The sequence below is a fragment of the Pseudomonas sp. P135 genome (genome assembly GCF_020312125.1).
GTDB classification, from domain to species: domain Bacteria; phylum Pseudomonadota; class Gammaproteobacteria; order Pseudomonadales; family Pseudomonadaceae; genus Aquipseudomonas; species Aquipseudomonas fragariae.
The window spans coordinates 1-15,002 of the sequence record NZ_JAGPYR010000006.1; the positions used below are offsets into that span (position 1 = coordinate 1).

The 15,002-nt window shown below is 61.1% G+C and carries 12 protein-coding genes; 9 read left to right on the top strand and 3 right to left on the bottom strand.

The features are described 5' to 3' along the window. Positions 1 to 169: 169 nt before the first annotated feature. Both KBY08_RS10800 and KBY08_RS10805 read right to left on the bottom strand, forming a co-directional pair. Complete coding sequence (locus tag KBY08_RS10800) at positions 170 to 1,663, bottom strand: CoA-acylating methylmalonate-semialdehyde dehydrogenase (RefSeq protein WP_024659763.1); 1,494 nt, start codon at positions 1,661 to 1,663, stop codon at positions 170 to 172. 89 nt (positions 1,664 to 1,752) lie between these two features. Then, positions 1,753 to 3,099, bottom strand: a complete 1,347-nt coding sequence (locus KBY08_RS10805) for an aspartate aminotransferase family protein (RefSeq protein ID WP_003414655.1) — start codon at positions 3,097 to 3,099, stop codon at positions 1,753 to 1,755. Between the two features lie 111 nt (positions 3,100 to 3,210). Between KBY08_RS10805 and KBY08_RS10810 the strand changes: the two genes are divergently transcribed. The 9 genes from KBY08_RS10810 to KBY08_RS10850 all read left to right on the top strand — a co-directional run bounded on the left by KBY08_RS10810 (position 3,211) and on the right by KBY08_RS10850 (position 13,689). Continuing rightward, on the top strand, positions 3,211 to 4,131 hold the full coding sequence (locus KBY08_RS10810) for a LysR family transcriptional regulator (protein WP_011266560.1): 921 nt from the start codon (positions 3,211 to 3,213) through the stop codon (positions 4,129 to 4,131). A gap of 186 nt (positions 4,132 to 4,317) precedes the next feature. Then, complete coding sequence (locus tag KBY08_RS10815) at positions 4,318 to 5,715, top strand: uracil-xanthine permease family protein (RefSeq protein ID WP_104683656.1); 1,398 nt, start codon at positions 4,318 to 4,320, stop codon at positions 5,713 to 5,715. Between the two features lie 94 nt (positions 5,716 to 5,809). Beyond that, a complete protein-coding gene (locus KBY08_RS10820) occupies positions 5,810 to 6,472 on the top strand; it encodes a TetR/AcrR family transcriptional regulator (RefSeq protein ID WP_003431842.1) in 663 nt (220 codons plus the stop codon). A gap of 32 nt (positions 6,473 to 6,504) precedes the next feature. Beyond that, positions 6,505 to 7,098: an IMPACT family protein gene (locus tag KBY08_RS10825; RefSeq protein WP_111522164.1), complete on the top strand. Its 594-nt coding sequence runs from the start codon at positions 6,505 to 6,507 to the stop codon at positions 7,096 to 7,098. A 532-nt stretch (positions 7,099 to 7,630) separates the two neighbouring features. Next, the gene (locus KBY08_RS10830) at positions 7,631 to 9,184 is read left to right on the top strand and encodes an ABC transporter ATP-binding protein (RefSeq protein WP_111522163.1); all 1,554 of its coding nucleotides are present in this window, start codon (positions 7,631 to 7,633) and stop codon (positions 9,182 to 9,184) included. An 11-nt stretch (positions 9,185 to 9,195) separates the two neighbouring features. Further along, complete coding sequence (locus tag KBY08_RS10835) at positions 9,196 to 10,296, top strand: ABC transporter permease (RefSeq protein ID WP_011266556.1); 1,101 nt, start codon at positions 9,196 to 9,198, stop codon at positions 10,294 to 10,296. Further along, entirely contained in the window at positions 10,296 to 11,222 is a 927-nt protein-coding gene (locus KBY08_RS10840) for an ABC transporter permease (protein ID WP_024650714.1), read from the top strand. The genes KBY08_RS10835 and KBY08_RS10840 overlap by 1 nt, the downstream gene beginning before the upstream one ends. A gap of 298 nt (positions 11,223 to 11,520) precedes the next feature. After that, the gene (locus tag KBY08_RS10845; protein ID WP_004408007.1) at positions 11,521 to 12,210 is read left to right on the top strand and encodes an SDR family oxidoreductase; all 690 of its coding nucleotides are present in this window, start codon (positions 11,521 to 11,523) and stop codon (positions 12,208 to 12,210) included. Positions 12,211 to 12,333: 123 nt separating this feature from the next. Next, positions 12,334 to 13,689, top strand: coding sequence for an 8-oxoguanine deaminase (locus KBY08_RS10850; RefSeq protein WP_024642390.1), 1,356 nt, complete (start codon positions 12,334 to 12,336; stop codon positions 13,687 to 13,689). A 111-nt stretch (positions 13,690 to 13,800) separates the two neighbouring features. Here the strand turns inward: KBY08_RS10850 and KBY08_RS10855 are convergent, their stop codons facing one another. Further along, on the bottom strand, positions 13,801 to 14,904 hold the full coding sequence (locus KBY08_RS10855) for a calcium:proton antiporter (RefSeq protein ID WP_004408004.1): 1,104 nt from the start codon (positions 14,902 to 14,904) through the stop codon (positions 13,801 to 13,803). Between the last annotated feature and the right edge of the window lie 98 nt (positions 14,905 to 15,002).

Here is a 15,002-nt window from a genome sequence, read left to right on the forward strand (position 1 = left end):
ACTATTGATCTACAAGGCTTTTTCGTTTCCGTCTGCGCCGGAAGTGGGGCGAATTATAGACACCTCAGCGAGGGCGTCAACCGTTAATTTCAAAAATCTTCGCCCTGCTTTGCGACTCCCCTGTAAACACGGGAGATCCTCTTTAAAGACGATCTCCCTCCCGTAGAATTTACAGGCTCGGAAAGGCAAATTGCGACGCTTCGTGGCTCGCCCGTTGCGGCCAGCGCTGGGTAATGGCCTTGCGACGGGTATAGAAGCGCACGCCATCGGGACCGTACGCATGCAGGTCGCCGAACAGGGAACGCTTCCAGCCACCAAAGCTGTGATAGGCGACCGGCACTGGCAAAGGAACGTTGACCCCGACCATCCCCACTTCAATCTCGTCGCAGAACAGGCGCGCCGCTTCGCCATCGCGGGTAAAGATGCAGGTGCCGTTGCCGTATTCGTGATCGTTGATCAGTTGCATGGCCTGCTCAAGGCTGTCCACGCGCACGATGCACAGCACCGGCCCGAAAATCTCTTCTTTATAGATACGCATCTCTGGCGTCACGTGATCAAACAGGCAGCCACCCATGAAGAAGCCCTGTTCGTGCCCGGCAACCTGAAGACTGCGCCCGTCCACTACCAGGGTCGCGCCCGCCTGCACACCGTCCTCTATATAGCCGCCAACCTTGTCGCGATGCTGCCCGGTGACCAATGGCCCCATGTCCAGGCCACAGGTTGTGCCCGCACCGATCTTCAGGCTCTGGATTTGCGGAACCAGTTTGGCCACCAATGCATCGGCGATCTGATCGCCGACACACACCGCCACCGAAATTGCCATGCAACGCTCGCCGCAGGATCCGTAGGCGGCGCCCATCAAGGCACTCACGGCATTGTCCAGATCGGCATCCGGCATCAGCACCGCATGATTCTTGGCGCCACCGAGGGCCTGAACGCGCTTGCCCCGCGCTGCGCCTTCCTTATAGATGTACTCGGCAATAGGTGTAGAACCGACGAAGCTCAGCGCCTTGACCTCCGGCGCTTCGATCAGCGCATCGACCGCGACCTTGTCACCGTGAACCACGTTGAGCACGCCCTTCGGCAGCCCGGCTTCATGCAGCAACTCGGCAATCAACAATGTGGAGCTGGGATCGCGTTCCGAGGGTTTGAGGATGAAGCAGTTACCGCACGCAATGGCCAGCGGGTACATCCACAGCGGCACCATGGCCGGGAAGTTGAACGGGGTAATACCGGCAACGATACCCAGCGGTTGAAAGTCAGACCACGCATCGATGTTCGGCCCGACGTTGCGGCTGTATTCACCCTTGAGCACTTCAGGCGCGGCGCAGGCGTACTCCACGTTTTCAATGCCGCGTTTCAGCTCGCCCGCCGCATCTTCCAGGGTCTTGCCGTGTTCTTCACTGATCAATTGGGCAATGCGTGACTCGTTCTGCTCAAGCAGCTGCTTGAAACGAAACATCACCTGAGCACGCTTGGCGGGTGGCGTATTGCGCCACGCCGGAAAGGCGGCCTTGGCCGAGTCGATTGCCTTCTGGACTGTTTCGCGATCGGCCAGCGCTACGGTGTGGATAACCTGCCCGGTCGACGGGTTGAAGACATTGGCGCTACGACCTTCAGCAGAAACGAACTCGCCGTGGATCAGGTGTTGAATGCTGCTCATAGAAACTCCGGATAAAGGCAACGGGCATGAGTCAGCTCACACCCGATGCGATAGAGGCACTTATATAAGAAGAGAGCCTGCCAGCGCGGTCAGTCGATCAGGTTCAGGGTTTCGCCGACGGCATCGAACAAGCGATCCAGGTCCTGCGCCTGGCTGTTGAAGGTCGGCCCGAATTGCAGGGTGTCACCGCCAAAGCGCACATAGAAACCGGCTTTCCACAGCTTCATGCCGGCCTCGAAGGGCCGCACGATGGCATCGCCGTCACGCGGTGCGAGCTGGATGGCACCTGCCAGACCGTAATTGCGGATATCGACCACGTTTTTCGCGCCCTTGATACCGTGCAGCGCACGTTCAAAATGCGGCGCGACTGCGGCGGCCTGCTGCACCAGATTCTCCCGTTGCAGCAGTTCAAGCGCCGCCAGCCCGGCCGCACACGCCACAGGGTGAGCGGAATAGGTGTAGCCGTGAGGGAATTCGACGGCGTACTCCGGCGTCGGCTGGTTCATGAACGTTTGATAGATCTCGCTGCTGGCGATTACCGCGCCCATGGGGATGGCGCCATTGGTGATCTGCTTGGCGATGCACATCAGGTCAGGCGTGACACCGAAACTGTCGGCGCCAAACATCGAGCCCGTACGGCCGAAGCCGGTGATGACTTCATCGAAGATCAGCAGGATATTGTGCTGATCACAAATCTCACGCAGGCGCTTGAGATAGCCTTGCGGCGGAACGATCACACCCGCCGAGCCCGACATGGGTTCGACGATCACTGCAGCGATGTTCGATGCATCATGCAACTCGATCAGCTTGAGCATCTCGTCAGCCAGTGCGATACCGCCCGCCTCGGGCATGCCCTTCGAGTACGCATTGCTGGCCAGCAGGGTGTGCGGCAAGTGGTCGACGTCCATCAACTGGCCGAACATCTTGCGGTTGCCATTCACTCCGCCCAGGCTGGTGCCCGCCACATTCACGCCGTGGTAGCCGCGTGCCCGACCGATCATCTTGGTCTTGGTCGCCTGGCCTTTCAGCCGCCAGTAGGCGCGTACCATCTTCACCGCCGTATCCGCGCACTCGGAACCCGAGTTGGTATAGAAGACGTGGTTGAGATTGCCCGGCGTCAGGTCGGTAATCTGTTCTGCCAGCTGGAACGACAGGGGGTGCCCGAACTGAAAGCCCGGCGAGTAATCCAGCACACCCAGTTGCCGGGACACGGCTTCCTGAATTTCCTTGCGCGTGTGCCCGGCACCGCATGTCCATAGACCTGAGAGTGCATCGTAGATCTTGCGTCCCTTGTCGTCTGTCAGATAGCTGCCATGCGCGGCCACGACCATGCGCGGGTCGCGCTGGAAATTTCGGTTCGCGGTGTAGGGCATCCAGTGAGCATCGAGCTTCAACTGACGGGTGACAGGCACATCGGACACTTCGAACATATTCATGGGAGCAGGCCTCGCAGGCGCTAAACGATCGGTCATTGCAGCCAAGGTGCCACGCGGCTAAAGTTCATAAAACCCGACTTTTACGATCTTTGGTTTGGTAATCACTAAACAATGAATATCCGTCGCTCCGATCCCGTGTCGCAGGTCAGTGATTTTGATATCCGCTTGCTGCGCCTATTCAAAAGCGTTGTCGAGGCGGGTGGCTTTTCTGCGGCTGAAAGCGTGCTCGGCATTGGCCGATCAGCGATAAGCCAGCAGATGAGTGATCTGGAACAACGCCTCGGCCTGCGCCTGTGCCAGCGAGGCCGCGCCGGTTTTTCACTGACCGACGAAGGGCGCGAGGTTTATCAGTCGTCGTTGCAACTGCTCAGCGCGCTGGAAAGTTTCAGGACAGAGGTCAACGGCCTGCACCAGAACCTGCGCGGCGAGCTGAACATCGGCCTGACCGACAATCTGGTCACCCTCCCCCATATGCGCATCACCCATGCCCTGGCCCGGCTGAAAGAGCGCGGGCCGGGCGTGCACATCAACATCCGCATGATCGCCCCCGCCGAAGTCGAGCGCGGTGTACTCGACGGCGGTCTGCATGTCGGTGTCGTGCCACAGGCCAGCGCCTTGCCGGGGCTTGAGTATCATTCGTTGTACAGCGAGCGTTCGCTGCTCTATTGCGCGGTCGGGCATCCCCTGTTTTACGTCGACAATGCGACGCTGGATGACGCACGCCTCGCACAACAGGAAGCCATCGCTCCGACCTTTCGCCTGCCCAACGATGTTCAGGACCACTATCAGGCGCTGACCTGCACGGCCAGCGCGTCGGACCGGGAGGGCATCGCCTTCCTGATTCTGACCGGCCGCTACATAGGCTACTTGCCCGATCATTACGCCAACACCTGGGTGCAGGAAGGCAGGCTGCGCGCATTGAAACCGGATTCGAAGTTTTACGACCTCAATCTGGTGACCGTCACCCGCAAAGGCCGGCGCCCTCATTTGGTGCTGGAGAGCTTTCTGGAAACACTTGCCGCTACCCGATGACACATTTCTGCCCGGCACCTGGCCGGCTCGCCGACGCTGCAGAGCGCGTTGAAAGCGCTATGAGGCTGATATTTATTGAAATAACTGGATTCAAATAAAAATAACCTGAGCAACTGGACAGTTTTTTGCAGTAGTCCCGGACAACGACACGCCAGCACATGGCATTTCCCCGTCCGAGAACTTGCCATGCAGCCTGAAACACTCGACAACGATGACCTGATCTACGGCCTGAACGACCGCCCCAAACCCTGGACGGCCATATTGGCTGCGTTCCAGCACGTGCTCGCCAGCTTCGTCGGGATCATAACCCCGCCCCTGATCATCGGCTCGACCCTCGGCCTGACCACATACATGCCGTACCTGATCAGCATGGCCTTGATGGTCTCGGGCACCGGTACGTTCATCCAGGCGCGCCGCCCGTTCGGCATCGGCGCGGGCATGATCTGCCTGCAAGGCACCAGCTTCGCGTTCCTGGGCGCCGTGTTGTCCGCAGGCTTTCTGGTCAAGCAGCGCGGCGGCAGCCCGGAGGACATCATGGCGATGATCTTCGGCGTGTGCTTTTTCGGTGCGCTGGTGCAGATCGCGCTGAGTCGCTGCATTGGCCAGTTGCGAAGGGTCATCACGCCGCTGGTGACCGGCATTGTCATCACGCTGATTGGTGTGAGCCTGATCAAGGTGGGCGTGACAGACCTGGGCGGCGGTTTCAATGCGCCGGACTTCGGCGCCCCGGTGAACCTGGCGCTGGGCGCGTTCGTTCTGGCCGTGATCATTGTGCTCAATCGCTCGAATACGCCCTGGGTACGTTTGTCAGCCATCATCATCGGCCTGGCGGTCGGCAGTCTGGCCGCCTGGTTCAGCGGCAAGCTGGTGCCGCAAGCCCTTCACGACCTGCCGTTGATCAGCGTGCCGGTGCCCTTCCGCTTCGGCTTCAATTTCGACTGGAGTGCTTTCCTGCCGGTCGCGCTGATTTATCTGATCAGCAGCATCGAAACGGTCGGCGACCTGACCGCCAATTGCATGCTCGCGCGCCAGCCCATCAGCGGCCCGAGCTACCTGGCACGCCTCAAGGGCGGCGTGCTTGGTGATGGTGTGAGCTGCATGATCGCCGCGACCTTCAGCGCATTTCCCAATACCACCTTTGCGCAGAACAACGGCGTGATCCAGTTGACCGGCGTTGCCAGTCGCTACGTCGGGCTGTACATCGGCGCGGTGCTGTTCGTACTCGGGCTGTTTCCGCACATCGGCGCCATCGTCCAGCAGATCCCCAAGCCAGTGCTCGGCGGTGCAACGCTGGTCATGTTCGGCAGCGTCGCCGCCGCCGGGGTGCGCATTCTGGCCCAGTCACCGCTGGACCGACGCAGCATGCTGATCATTGCGACGTCCTTGGGTGTCGGTCTGGGCATTGCGGCGCAGCCTGCGCTGCTGCACCAATTGCCGAAACTGGTGCAGAACCTGTTCGATTCGGCGATCACCAGCGGCGGCATCACGGCCATTGTCATGTGCCTGCTGATTCCGGAAGGCAAAGTCACCGCCGCTACGACCGACGCCGTAACGGAACCCGAACCTGTGGAGCAACCACGATAACTTTGCATGCCGCGCCCGCACCGACGCTTGCGAGATGCTCGCCGGTGCGCTATCTGTTCATCCGTCGCGCCCTACGACCTGTCCGGAATTGCCCATGCCCCTTGAAGTCCCCGCACACAGCGCTCACGTCACCAAGCCTGCAAGCCGTATTCGTCAGAAGAACGAAGAAGCGATCATCCAGGCAGCCGAAGATGAATTCGCCCGCCACGGTTTCAAGGGCACCAGCATGAACACCATTGCGATCAAGGCCGGGCTGCCAAAGGCCAATCTGCATTACTACTTCACCAACAAACTCGGCCTGTATGTCGCGGTGCTCAGCAACATCATCGATTTGTGGGACAGCACCTTCAACCACCTCAGCGTCGAAGACGATCCCGCAGAGGCGCTGGCCCGCTATATTCGCGCCAAGATGGAGTTCTCGCGCCGCCAGCCACAGGCCTCGCGGATCTTCGCCATGGAGATCATCAGCGGCGGCGAATGCATGAGCGAGTATTTCAGTCAGGATTACCGCCTGTGGTTTCAGGGCCGGGCCGCGGTCTTTCAAGCCTGGATCGACGCCGGCAAGATGGACCCCGTTGACCCGGTGCACCTGATCTTCCTGCTATGGGGCAGCACCCAGCACTATGCCGACTTCGCCTCGCAGATCTGTCGCGTCACCGGTCGCTCCCGACTGACGCGCCAGGACATGGATCAGGCCAGCAACAATCTCATTCGAATCATCCTCAAAGGTTGTGGGCTCACGCCGCCAGCCTTGTAGAATCGTCGCCTTGACGTCAGCTGGACACACGCATGCCTTTTACCCTGGTCGGCCCTTGCGAGTTTCGTGAAGAAATCCGCAAGAGCCGCTTCATCACCCTCGCCGCCCCCATCGCCAGCCCGGCCGACGCACAGGCGTTCATCGAGCAGCACAGTGACCTCAACGCCACCCACAATTGCTGGGCCTGGAAGCTCGGTGGCCAGTACCGCAGCAACGATGACGGCGAACCGGGCGGCACCGCAGGCAGGCCGATTCTGGCCGCCATCGAAGCGCAGGCGTTCGATCAGGTCGTGGTGCTGGTGATCCGCTGGTACGGCGGCATTCAACTGGGAACCGGCGGCCTGGCCCGCGCCTATGGCGGCGGTGCCAACAAATGTCTGCAGCATGCCGAGCGTCTGCCGCTGATCCAGCGCGCCTCGTTCCACCTTGAGTGCAGCTTCAGTGAGCTGGCGCTGGTCAAGCTGCGTCTCGGCGAATTGAACGGGCTGGTGGAAAGCGAAAACTTCATGGCCAACGGTGTGCAGATGTCCATCGCCATCGGCCCCGAACACACCGATACCCTGCAGCGCCAACTGGCCGACCTGAGTCGCGGCAGAATCCTTCTGCACGCAGCGCCGGAGCAATAGCCGCAGCCTCTGCGGCACATGTAACAATTGCCCACATCTACTGTGCATCCGGCTGTGGATAAGCTGAGCACACTCCACCACGAGCCTTGCCGGGCTTGCGTTTCAGGCGAATGATCGTTTTTTGAGCAATTGCCGTTCGTGGATCCATAAAGAGCGCAAAAACAGCCTGTTAGCGCTTCTTAGTGCCTTTGGATGTTAACCGCCGCCGCATTATTCTCACTCAACCCGCTTGCGCACAGTATCTGTGGAAGAACCTGTGGATAACAGGTGCAAGGGTCGCGCATTGGTTCAGTGCGCCGCCCTCCACGTCCGCTGTACATTTTTTGTTCAAATCAAAGGGCCACATTGGCCCGCGCCCGGTCAGCACGCCCCGAACTGGTGCTGAAACGCGTGCGTGCGATGGAAGAAGGCCGGCGACAAAGCCGAAAACTCCGTGCCCAGCCTTGATTCAGCGCACCGGACGCGAATCCTGACTCCTTGGCCAGGATTTTGCTTTATCCACACGCGACCCACTTCTGCCTCAGAGCCTTTCATGTCAAACCACGCGATACCTGCGCGCCTGCAACTGCGCCATATCACCAAACGGTATCCCGGCTGCCTGGCCAACGACGCTGTCGACCTGACGATTCAGCCCGGAGAGATTCACGCCCTGCTGGGTGAAAACGGTGCGGGCAAAAGCACGCTGATGAAGATCATCTACGGCGTGACGCAGCCCGACGCCGGGACGATCATCTGGCAAGGCCAGGCGCAGACCATGCGCAATCCGGCACAGGCCAGAAGCCTGGGCATCGGCATGGTGTTCCAGCATTTTTCGCTGTTCGAAACCCTCAGCGTCGCGCAAAACATCGCGCTGGCGATGGGCGCAGCAGCAGGCACGCCCAAACAACTGGAGCCGCGCATCCGCGAGGTCTCACAACGCTACGGCATGGCGCTGGAACCCCAACGACTGGTGCACAGCCTGTCGATTGGCGAGCGGCAGAAAGTCGAGATCATTCGCTGCCTGATGCAGGACATTCGCCTGTTGATCCTCGACGAACCGACGTCGGTGTTGACGCCCCAGGAAGCCGAGGAGCTGTTCGTGACCCTGCGGCATCTGGCCCGGGAAGGCTGCAGCATTCTGTTTATCAGTCACAAGCTGGGTGAGGTGCGCGCGCTGTGTCACAGCGCAACCGTGCTGCGCAACGGCAAGGTCTCCGGGCACTGCATTCCCGCTGAATGCTCCGATCTGGAACTGGCGCGCTTGATGGTCGGCGATGCCGAAGGGCTGACCGCGCACTATGAAAAAGCCAGCGGCAGCACAGCCTTTTTGCGCATCGACAAACTGTCCTGGCACAACCCGGACCCGTTCGGCTGCTCACTCAAAGACCTCAGCCTGGAAGTACGCAGCGGCGAAATCGTCGGTATCGCAGGCGTGGCCGGTAATGGTCAGGATGAATTGCTGGCGCTGCTCAGCGGCGAACAGACCTTGCCGCACGCCCAGGCGGCGACCCTGCGTTTTGAGGATACCCCGGCCGGCAACCTGCGCCCCGATGCGCGGCGCAAGCGCGGCCTGGCATTCGTCCCGGCCGAGCGCCTGGGGCATGGCGCAGTGCCGGAACTCAGTCTCGCCGACAACGCGCTGCTTACCGCCTTCCAGCAAGGGCTGGTGAGCAATGGCCTGATCCAGCGCAGCAAGGTGCGCGCACTGGCCGACGAAATCATTCGGCGCTTTGCAGTCAAGACGCCGGATGCACAGGCCCCGGCGCGCAGTCTGTCGGGCGGCAATCTGCAGAAATTCATTCTTGGTCGGGAAATCCTGCAAAAGCCGAAACTGTTGATTGCCGCGCACCCCACCTGGGGCGTGGATGTCGGCGCGGCGGCGGCGATCCATCGGGCGCTGATTGCCTTACGCGACGCGGGGGCCGCGATTCTGGTGATCTCCGAAGACCTGGACGAATTGTTCCAGATCAGCGACCGACTCGCCGCCCTGAGCGGCGGTCAGCTTTCCGAGCTGATCCCCACTGAACAGACCAGCACCGTGCAAATCGGCGGCTGGATGGCGGGACAGTTCGATCATTCTCACAGCCAGGCCCACGTGGCGGGTTAACGGAGCAAAACATGCTGCTTTCTCTGGAACCGCGCGGCCAGCAATCGCGCGCGATGTTGTGGTGCTCCCCTTTGCTGGCTGCGGTGCTGACCCTGGTCTGCGGCTCGCTGCTGTTCATCGGCCTGGGTCTGAACCCCTGGGTGACGCTGCACACCTTGCTGATCGCACCGGTCAGTGACTGGTACGGCCTGTCGGAATTGATGGTCAAGACTCTGCCGATTCTGCTCTGCGCGCTGGGTCTGGCGGTCGCCTATCAGGCGCGTATCTGGAACATCGGTGCGGAAGGCCAGTTGCTGCTCGGCGCATTGGCCGGCAGTGCCGTGGCGGTGAACATCATCGAGATGGAGAGTCGTTGGGCGCTGGTCATGGTGCTGCTGGCCGGCACCCTCGCCGGCGCGGCCTGGGCGGGCGTGACCGCCTGGCTGCGCACGCACTTCAACGCCAATGAAATCCTCACCAGCATCATGCTCAACTACATCGCCCTCAACTTGCTGCTGTACTTCGTCCACGGGCCGCTCAAGGACCCTGCCGGCATGAACTTCCCGGAGTCGGCGACCTTCGGCGACGCCAGCCGTCTGCCGCTGCTGATGGAGGATGGCCGCGCGCACATCGGCGTGTATTTCGCCCTGTTGGCGCTGGTCGCGGTCTGGGTGTTGCTGCAACGCAGTTTCGTCGGCTTTCAGATCAAGGTGCTGGGCCTGGACAAGCGTGCTGCCGGGTTTGTCGGCTTCCGCGAAAAACGCCTGGTCTGGCTGGCGCTGTTGATCAGTGGCGCGCTGGCCGGGCTGGCGGGCGTATCGGAAGTGACCGGGCCGATCGGCCAGCTGGTGCCGCAGGTCTCGCCCGGTTATGGCTATGCCGCGATCACCGTGGCCTTTCTCGGCCGCCTCAACCCCATCGGCATTCTGTTCTCCAGCCTGTTGATCGCCCTCCTGTATCTGGGCGGGGAAAGCGCGCAAATGACCTTGAACCTGCCGTTGGCAATCACGCAGTTGTTTCAGGGGATGATGCTGTTTTTCCTGCTGGCCTGTGATGTGCTGATTCTCTACCGCCCACGTCTGAAACTGCACTGGGCCAAGCGCCAGATGACACCTGTCACAGGAGCCGCATGATGGATATCGACCTGCTGAGCAACATTTTCTACGCCATGGTCCGTTGCGGAACACCCTTGCTGCTGGTAGCGCTGGGCGAGCTGATTTGTGAAAAAAGCGGCGTCATCAACCTCGGTCAGGAAGGCATGATGCTGTTTGGCGCAGTGATCGGTTTCATCGTCGCCCTGAACACCGGCAACCTGTGGCTGGGCGTGCTGCTGGCGATGCTTGCAGGCATGCTGCTGTCGGCATTGTTTGCCCTGGTGGCGCTGGTGTTCAACGCCAATCAGGTCGCGACCGGGCTGGCGCTGACCATCTTCGGCGTCGGCCTTTCCAGCTTCGTCGGGGCCGCCTGGGTCGGCAAACCGTTGAGCGGTTTCGAACCTGTCGCCATCCCCCTGCTCAGCGACATTCCGCTGATCGGCCGCATGCTGTTTGCCCAGGACTTGCTGGTCTACCTGTCCTTTGTCTTGTTCGCGCTGGTCGCCTGGGCACTGCTGAAAAGCCGCATCGGGCTGATCATCCAGGCCGTCGGTGAAAACCCAGATGCCGCCAGCGCCATGGGCTTGCCGGTGTTGCGCGTGCGCACCCTGGCGGTGCTGTTCGGCGGCGCAATGGCTGGGCTGGCCGGGGCTTATTTGTCACTGGCCTACACGCCGATGTGGGCAGAAAACATGAGCGCCGGACGCGGCTGGATTGCCCTGGCACTGGTGGTGTTCGCCAGCTGGCGCGTGTGGCGCCTGCTGCTGGGTGCCTACCTATTCGGTCTGGCCAGCATTCTGCACCTGGTCGCGCAGGGCATCGGCCTGGCGATCCCGTCCAACCTGCTGGCGATGCTGCCATATGTGGCCACCATCATCGTCCTCGTCCTGCTCTCCCGCGACGCCCTGCGCACCCGGCTGTATGCGCCGGTATCGCTGGGCCAGCCATGGCGGGCGGGGCATTGATGGGCTTACACATACCTGATGGATTATCGTGCGACGCTCTGCGTCCGATCCTGAATGCGCGGCGCGGCGTAGATCTGTGACGCAGAGCGTCACGCAGTGCATTCCCACGCCGGAGCGTGCGGAACGATAATCCCGACTATCGTGCCAATGCTCCGCGTCAGGCATCTACCTTGAACGTTTTCGGCTCGCGAAGATTCCAACAGGTCATGGGCAGGAGTACGCTGCAAGGTCGAAACTTTCGAGAGGCCTTGCTGGCACTGCCATGGAGTCTGTCTCTCAATCTGCCAAGGAATCATTCATGACCACTACCAAGAAAACCGCTCTGATCATCGGTGCTTCGCGTGGCCTGGGGCTAGGGCTGGTGCAGCGCTTGACCGAACAGGGCTGGCACGTCACCGCCACCGTACGTGATCCGCAAAATGCCGAAAACCTGAAAGCAGTCGAGGGTGTGCGCATCGAAGCGGTGGATCTGGACGAAACCGCCTCGCTTGAAGTGCTGGTTCAGAAGCTGCGCGGCGAGGTGTTCGACGTGCTGTTCGTCAATGCCGGCATCACCGGTGCGGAACACCAGAGCGCTGCGAAGTCGACCGCTGCCGAGCTGGGGCAGTTGTTCCTGACCAACGCGGTGGCACCGATTCGTCTGGCCGAGCGCTTCGTCGATCAACTTCGTCCCGGCACGGGCGTCCTGGCGTTCATGAGTTCGTGGCTGGGCAGCGTCACTTGCCCGGATGGCGCCAACCTTGCACTGTACAAGGCCAGCAAGGCCGCGCTCAATTCGATGACCAATACCTTTGTCACCGAGCTGGGCGAAAACCGTCCCACCGTGCTGTCGATGCATCCGGGCTGGGTCAAGACCGACATGGGCGGCGAAAATGCTGCCATCGACGTCATGACCAGCACCACCGGGCTTGTCGAACAGCTCAATGCCTACGCTGGCAAAGGCGGCCATCACTTCATCGATTACCAGGGCAAGACGATTGCCTGGTAACCGGCCGCTCGACTAGAATCGCCGTCCTTCGCCGGGGCGTACCTGACCCCGGCAACCCTGGATCAGCAGACAGGGCATCACTGAGCTGGCTAACCTGAACCTGTCTTTCAGAGGAGCCGGCCCATGCCTGCGATCCGTATCTGGTTGAAAAATCCCCTTGCCGTGTTCACTGCCAATGACCTGGACGCCCGTGGCGGTCTGGTGATCGAAGGCGGCGTCATCACTGAAGTGCTGGCCGCCGGGCAGCTCCCGTCAAAGCCCTGCAATCAAACGTTCGATGCCCGTGAGCATGTATTGCTGCCGGGGTTGATCAACACGCACCATCACTTCTATCAAACCCTCACGCGGGCCTGGGCACCGGTGGTCAATCAGCCGTTGTTCCCGTGGCTGAAAACCCTGTACCCGGTATGGGCGCGCCTGACGCCGGAGAAGCTCGCGGTCGCCAGCAAGGTGGCGCTGGCCGAGTTGTTGCTGTCCGGGTGCACGACCGCTGCCGACCATCACTATCTGTTTCCCGACGGGCTGGAACAGGCTATCGATGTTCAGGTGCAGAGCGTCCGGGAGCTGGGCATGCGCGCGATGCTGACGCGCGGTTCGATGAGCCTGGGCGAAGCGGATGGAGGCTTGCCGCCGCAGCAAACCGTGCAGCAGGGCGAGGTGATTCTGGCCGACAGCCAGCGCTTGATCGAGACCTACCATCAGCGTGGCGACGGCGCACAGATCCAGATCGCCCTGGCGCCCTGCTCACCGTTTTCGGTCACGCCGCAGATCATGGCCGAGAGCGCGGCCATGGCCGAAAAACTCGACGTGCGCCTGCACACCCACCTGGCTGAAACCCTCGACGAAGAAGACTTCTGCCTGCAACGCTTCGGCCTGCGTACCGTGGATTATCTGGACAGCGTCGGCTGGCTGGGTCCGCGTACCTGGCTGGCCCATGGCATCCACTTCAACCCCGACGAAATCGCCCGTCTTGGCGCAGCAGGTACCGGTGTCTGCCACTGCCCGAGCTCGAACATGCGCCTGGCCTCCGGCATCTGCCCAACCCTGGATCTGCTCGCTGCTGGCGCGCCGGTGGGGCTTGGGGTCGATGGCTCGGCGTCCAACGACGCATCGAACATGATCCTCGAAACCCGCCAGGCGCTTTACCTGCAACGCCTGCGCTACGGCGCCGAAAAAATCACCCCGCATCTGGTGCTGGGCTGGGCCACCAAGGGCTCGGCGCAGTTGCTGGGACGCACTGATCTCGGCGAACTGGCGGTGGGCAAACAGGCTGATCTGGCGTTGTTCAAGCTGGACGAACTGCGCTTTTCCGGCAGCCATGATCCGCTGTCAGCGCTGCTGCTGTGCGGCGCTGACCGTGCCGACCGGGTGATGATTGCAGGGCAATGGCGAGTGATCGACGGCCAGGTCGAAGGCCTGGACATCAAGCAACTGATTGCCGATCACCGCCAGGCCGCGCGGGAATTGATTCAGGGTTGAGCATGCGGAGCGATACTCTCGACTATCGTGCGACGCTCCGCGTCAGCATGCCGTTCAGGACGCTCTGCGTCCTCTTGCGACGCAGAGCGTATGAGCGATAGGCAATAAGCGCTACAGCCCCAGACACGACAGCATGATGAACGTCGCGAACAGCACGAAGTGGGTCATGCCTTCGATGGCGTTGGTTTCGCCGTCGTTGAGGTTGATGGCGGACACCAGCAGGGTGATGAAGATCATCACGGTCTGCACCGGGGTCATGGCCATCTGGAAAGGCTGGCCGCTGTATAGCGCCATGGCTTCCATCACCGGAACGGTCAGGATCACGGTCGACAGCGATGCACCTAGGGCGATGTTGACCACCGACTGCATGCGGTTGGCCAGCGCAGCACGCAGGGCTGTGAGGATCTCCGGCGCGGCGGAGATGGCGGCTACCAGGATAGCGGTCATCACCGGCGGTGCACCGGTGCCTTCCAGGCCCAGGTCAACCGTCTTCGACATCACTTCAGCCAGCGCACCGATCACCACCACGCCGACAACCAGCGTGGCAATTGAGCGGGTCAGATTGACCGGTTCCGCATGCTCTTCAGCCGGATTGGAGCCCTGGCTCTGACGCTTCTTCTTTTCCGGGTAGCTGTAGCTGAAAAAGTAACTGTGCGGCCCGACCTGCATGCGCAGGAACAGGGTGTAGAGGAGGATCATCGCGCCAATGGTAAACGCCGAATAGATCTTCCAGTCACCCTTGGGAATGAACTCGGGTACGACCATCGACACACCCATCGCGGTGAGGATCATCACGCTGTAGGTGCGCGCCGAATCGTCGTTGTACGACTGCTCGCCGTGCTTGATACCGCCCATCAGCGCCGCAAGACCGAGGATGCCGTTGATGTCGAGCATCACCGCCGAATAAATCGTATCGCGCACCAGCGTCGGCGACGGCTCGTTGCTCATCATGATCGCCAGGATCACCACTTCGACCGTTACCGCCGAGAGCGTGAGGATCATCGTGCCGTAAGGATCGCCGACCTTTTCCGCGAGCATCTCGGCGTGATGCGCAACGCGCATCGAGGCGCAGATGATGAAAGCGACCAGCGCCAGCCCCGACACCAGCGCAACCACCTGACCATTGCCTACCAGCACATGCTCCAGTGGATAAGCGACGAACATGGCAATGATTGCCAGCAACAGAAACTTTTCTTGCTTGAGCAATGCGCCCATTTTTATTCCCCAAACCTTGCGACATCGCCGCGGATGTACGTGAAGGTGGCCAACAGTGAAGGCTGTCAGAGTAGCGTGTGTGACAAAAGGTTTCATAA

What these genes read in the sequence shown, in the direction of transcription:
- KBY08_RS10810 (WP_011266560.1), top strand. Translation starts at nt 3,211, where the DNA reads ATGAATATCCGTCGCTCCGATCCCGTGTCGCAGGTCAGTGATTTTGAT.
- KBY08_RS10845 (WP_004408007.1), top strand. Translation starts at nt 11,521, where the DNA reads ATGACCACTACCAAGAAAACCGCTCTGATCATCGGTGCTTCGCGTGGC.
- KBY08_RS10800 (WP_024659763.1), bottom strand. Translation starts at nt 1,663, where the DNA reads ATGAGCAGCATTCAACACCTGATCCACGGCGAGTTCGTTTCTGCTGAA.
- KBY08_RS10850 (WP_024642390.1), top strand. Translation starts at nt 12,334, where the DNA reads ATGCCTGCGATCCGTATCTGGTTGAAAAATCCCCTTGCCGTGTTCACT.
- KBY08_RS10835 (WP_011266556.1), top strand. Translation starts at nt 9,196, where the DNA reads ATGCTGCTTTCTCTGGAACCGCGCGGCCAGCAATCGCGCGCGATGTTG.
- KBY08_RS10825 (WP_111522164.1), top strand. Translation starts at nt 6,505, where the DNA reads ATGCCTTTTACCCTGGTCGGCCCTTGCGAGTTTCGTGAAGAAATCCGC.
- KBY08_RS10840 (WP_024650714.1), top strand. Translation starts at nt 10,296, where the DNA reads ATGGATATCGACCTGCTGAGCAACATTTTCTACGCCATGGTCCGTTGC.
- KBY08_RS10820 (WP_003431842.1), top strand. Translation starts at nt 5,810, where the DNA reads ATGCCCCTTGAAGTCCCCGCACACAGCGCTCACGTCACCAAGCCTGCA.
- KBY08_RS10815 (WP_104683656.1), top strand. Translation starts at nt 4,318, where the DNA reads ATGCAGCCTGAAACACTCGACAACGATGACCTGATCTACGGCCTGAAC.
- KBY08_RS10855 (WP_004408004.1), bottom strand. Translation starts at nt 14,904, where the DNA reads ATGGGCGCATTGCTCAAGCAAGAAAAGTTTCTGTTGCTGGCAATCATT.
- KBY08_RS10830 (WP_111522163.1), top strand. Translation starts at nt 7,631, where the DNA reads ATGTCAAACCACGCGATACCTGCGCGCCTGCAACTGCGCCATATCACC.
- KBY08_RS10805 (WP_003414655.1), bottom strand. Translation starts at nt 3,099, where the DNA reads ATGAATATGTTCGAAGTGTCCGATGTGCCTGTCACCCGTCAGTTGAAG.